Genomic DNA, 3260 nt, shown 5'->3' on the forward strand with positions numbered 1-3260 from the left:
GGATCGACCTGGTAGTCGATGTCGTCAGGGTGCGTGACCTCGGGCAACCACTGCGCGTCCGGGCCGAAGCGCGCCTGGCCGCCCAGGTCCAGCGTCAGGTGCACGCCCAGCCATGCGTCCTGCGGCAAGGGGTACACCAGCCGCGAGAACGGCGCGCGTCCCTGCAGCGCGAAGTAGCAGCCCTTGCTGAAGCGCGCCGGCGGCGGCGGCGGCAGGCCCTCGATGGCGGCGGCGACCAGCGGCGCGCTCAGGCCGCTCGCGTTGACGACGATGCCGGCGCCGAGCTCGATGTCGCCCGCCAGCACCACATGTCGCGCGCCGTCGCGGCGCACCGCGCGGACTTGGGCGTCGAACGCGACCGCGCCGCCATGGCGTTCCAGGTCCCCTTGCAAGGACAGCATGAACCCGTGGCTGTCGACGATGCCGGTGGACGGCGACAGCAGCGCCGCCTCGCAGCGCAGCTGGGGCTCCAGCGCGAGCGCCTCCTCTTGACTCAGCCAGCGCAGATCGTCGACGCCATTGATCGCCGCCTTCGCCTGCAAGGCGCGCAGGCCGTCGAGTTGATCCGGCGAGGTCGCCACCACCAGCTTGCCGCAGCGTCGATGGGCGACGCCGTGGGACTCGCAATGCGCGTAGAGCAGTTGCCTGCCGCTCACGCACAAGCGCGCCTTCAGCGAGCCGGCGGGGTAGTAGAGCCCGGCATGGATGACCTCGCTGTTGCGCGAGCTCACGCCCGTGCCGATCGCCTGGGCGCGTTCGAGCACCAGCGTCTCCAGACCGCGCATCGCCAGCGCCCGGCCCACCGCGAGGCCGACGACGCCCGCCCCGATCACCACCGCATCGACTTGATCCATGGCGGGCGATTGTCCCCAGCGCGCACGAACGGGGGCTGCGGACAACCCGTAGGCAGGCGCGAGAACGCTCGAGAAAGCGCGCGAGAAAGCGCGATGGTGAGGCGCCGGATCAGGCGCGCAGATCGGCGAGCGCTTGCGGATGCTGGAGACCGAAGGCGCTCACCGCGGCGGCGTCGTGGCTGAACTCGCCCGCGGCCAGGCGATGCGCAAGCGTCTCCAGATCGAGGGTCAGGAACTCGCTGACCTCGCCGTCGCCGTTGCTCGGCGTGAAGCCGGCGGGCAGGCGCAGGCTGAAGACATGCAGCACCTCGTCATGCAGCCCCTCGGGTTCCATGCGCGTGCTGCGCAGCGCGCCGCGCGATTCGATCGCAGCGCTGAGCGCGGCGGGGACGCCCGCTTCCTCCTGGAGCTCTCGGCGAGCGCAGTCCACGAGATCCTCGTCCGCCGTGAGGCCGCCTGCGGCGAGGTTGTCGAGCCGGCCCGGATCGGTCGTCTTGCTCATCGCGCGTCGACCGCAGACCAGCCGGGCACCCGGCAGGAAGCCATTGATGTGGACCGCGCGGCTCGGCAGCCCGAAGAAGCGGAAAGCGGCGCGCTCCAGCCGGAACAGGACCTCGCCGCGCTCGGCGCAGGGATCATCGACGGGATGCTCGCAGGCGTAGCGCTCGCCGCGCCAGCCGGTGATGGCGCCGCGTTCCTTCAGCGCCCGCGCGACCGCGCCGATGCGCTCCGAGCGCGCGTCGACATCGAGCGAGGCGGCATCCCACCTGAGCGCGCCATCGCGCCGCTCGAGCTCGGGCCAGACCTCGCGCAGCAAGGCCTGGCGCATCGGGTGCACGCGACCGATGGGCAGGTCGCCGAGACGCAGCTCGATCAGCCCTTCCGGAAGCGGCTGCCGCGCCGATTGCAGACACCGGGGGATGACGGCCACCAGAGAGGGGGGAAGCAGCGAAATCATGGGGGAGATTCTGGGCCCGCTCACCCCCCGAGATTGACCGAAATAGGTCAGGTGACGGGAGGGCGATGTCGCAGGAAGATGGCTGCCTCCCGCAACCACACAGCAGCGCTCAGCCGCTCAGATCTCGATGGAGCCATCGTCCATGAAACTCGCATTGCAAAAGGCATTCAGACAAGTCGGCGCCACCGACGAGCAAGCGCATCAAGCCGCAGAATCGATCGACAGCGCGCTGGTCAAGCGCATCAAGGACAGCCAGGCGCACTTGGCCACCAAGGCCGACATTCACGAACTCAAGATCGACATCGCTACGGTCCGCAGTGAGATGGCGACGATGAAGGCGGAGCTCATCCGCCTCTTCGTCACCAGCCAGGTCGCGACCATCGGCGTCATTCTGACGGTGGTGCTCGGGGCCATGCGCTATCTCAACAGAACCTGACAACCCAGGCAGCCAAGAAACCAAGAAAAAACCCCATCAACTCGCGCTGATGGGGTTCTGTCTGGTGGGCGGTGCAGGGTTCGAACCTGCGACCCCTGCCGTGTGAAGGCAGTGCTCTACCGCTGAGCTAACCGCCCGGTATTCGGACCGGGTTCCGTGGACATCCAACAAGTTGTGGTGGGCGGTGCAGGGTTCGAACCTGCGACCCCTGCCGTGTGAAGGCAGTGCTCTACCGCTGAGCTAACCGCCCGGTCTTGTCATCCCCGATCACTGTCTTTCAACTGCGATCCGGCATGTCCGGGAAAGACAGAGATTATGCCATGGAAATTTGAGCCCACTCAAGAATCCATCGCAAGATTCTTCAGGTCGCGGGAACCGCTGCGTCGGCGGGCGGCGCGACCTGCCAGATCCGGTTGCCGCCGCTGGCCTTGTCCAGCTCCGCGAGCACCTTGTCATGCAACGCCAGCTCCGCCTCGGTCGCCGCGATCACCGGCAGCTGGAAGGCGCTGAAGTCGATGGCCGCGACCTCGACATCGCCACCCTGCCCCGACTTGGGCGCATCGCTGTCCTCGATGACCAGCGAGTCCTGACCCCGCGTCAGCCGGATGTAGACCTCCGCCAGCAGCTCCGCATCCTTCACCGCGCCGTGCAGGCCGCGGTTGCTGTTGTCGACCTCCAGCCGGCGGCACAGCGCGTCCAACGAGTTGGCCTTGCCCGGGAACATGTCCCGCGCCATCAGCAGCGTGTCGCGCACGCCGGACACGCATTCATGCAGCAGCGGCCGGCCACAGCGCTTGAGCTCCGCATTGATGAAGCCCACGTCGAAGGCGGCGTTGTGGATCACCAGCTCCGCGTCGCGCATGAACTCCAGCATCTCGTCCACGACCTGCGCGAACTTGGGCTTGTCCGACAGGAACTCGCTGCTCAGCCCGTGAACGCGGAAGGCCTCCTCGGGCATGTCGCGTTCGGGATTCAGATAGAAGTGCAGATGGCGGCCGGTCAACTGCCGGTT

The 3260-nt window shown here is 67.8% G+C and carries 4 protein-coding genes and 2 tRNA genes; 1 reads left to right on the forward strand and 5 read right to left on the reverse strand.

Annotated elements, in window-relative coordinates; translation table 11 throughout:
• On the reverse strand, nt 1-854 hold an 854-nt coding region (locus ABDW59_RS24555; protein ID WP_343634111.1), incomplete at its 3' end, for an NAD(P)/FAD-dependent oxidoreductase.
• Between the two features lie 109 nt (nt 855-963).
• The gene (locus ABDW59_RS24560; RefSeq protein ID WP_343634113.1) at nt 964-1812 is read right to left on the reverse strand and encodes a DUF4743 domain-containing protein; all 849 of its coding nucleotides are present in this window, start codon (nt 1810-1812) and stop codon (nt 964-966) included.
• Nucleotides 1813-1954: 142 nt separating this feature from the next.
• Between ABDW59_RS24560 and ABDW59_RS24565 the strand changes: the two genes are divergently transcribed.
• Nucleotides 1955-2248, forward strand: a complete 294-nt coding sequence (locus tag ABDW59_RS24565; RefSeq protein ID WP_343634115.1) for a hypothetical protein — start codon at nt 1955-1957, stop codon at nt 2246-2248.
• Between the two features lie 62 nt (nt 2249-2310).
• Here ABDW59_RS24565 and ABDW59_RS24570 read toward each other — a convergent pair.
• The 3 genes from ABDW59_RS24570 to dnaQ all read right to left on the reverse strand — a co-directional run.
• Nucleotides 2311-2385, reverse strand: a tRNA-Val gene (locus ABDW59_RS24570).
• A gap of 38 nt (nt 2386-2423) precedes the next feature.
• Nucleotides 2424-2498, reverse strand: a tRNA-Val gene (locus ABDW59_RS24575).
• Nucleotides 2499-2609: 111 nt separating this feature from the next.
• On the reverse strand, nt 2610-3260 hold a 651-nt coding region (dnaQ, locus tag ABDW59_RS24580), incomplete at its 5' end, for a DNA polymerase III subunit epsilon (RefSeq protein ID WP_343634117.1).

This window comes from Roseateles sp. (assembly GCF_039595295.1).
Lineage (GTDB): Bacteria > Pseudomonadota > Gammaproteobacteria > Burkholderiales > Burkholderiaceae_C > Roseateles.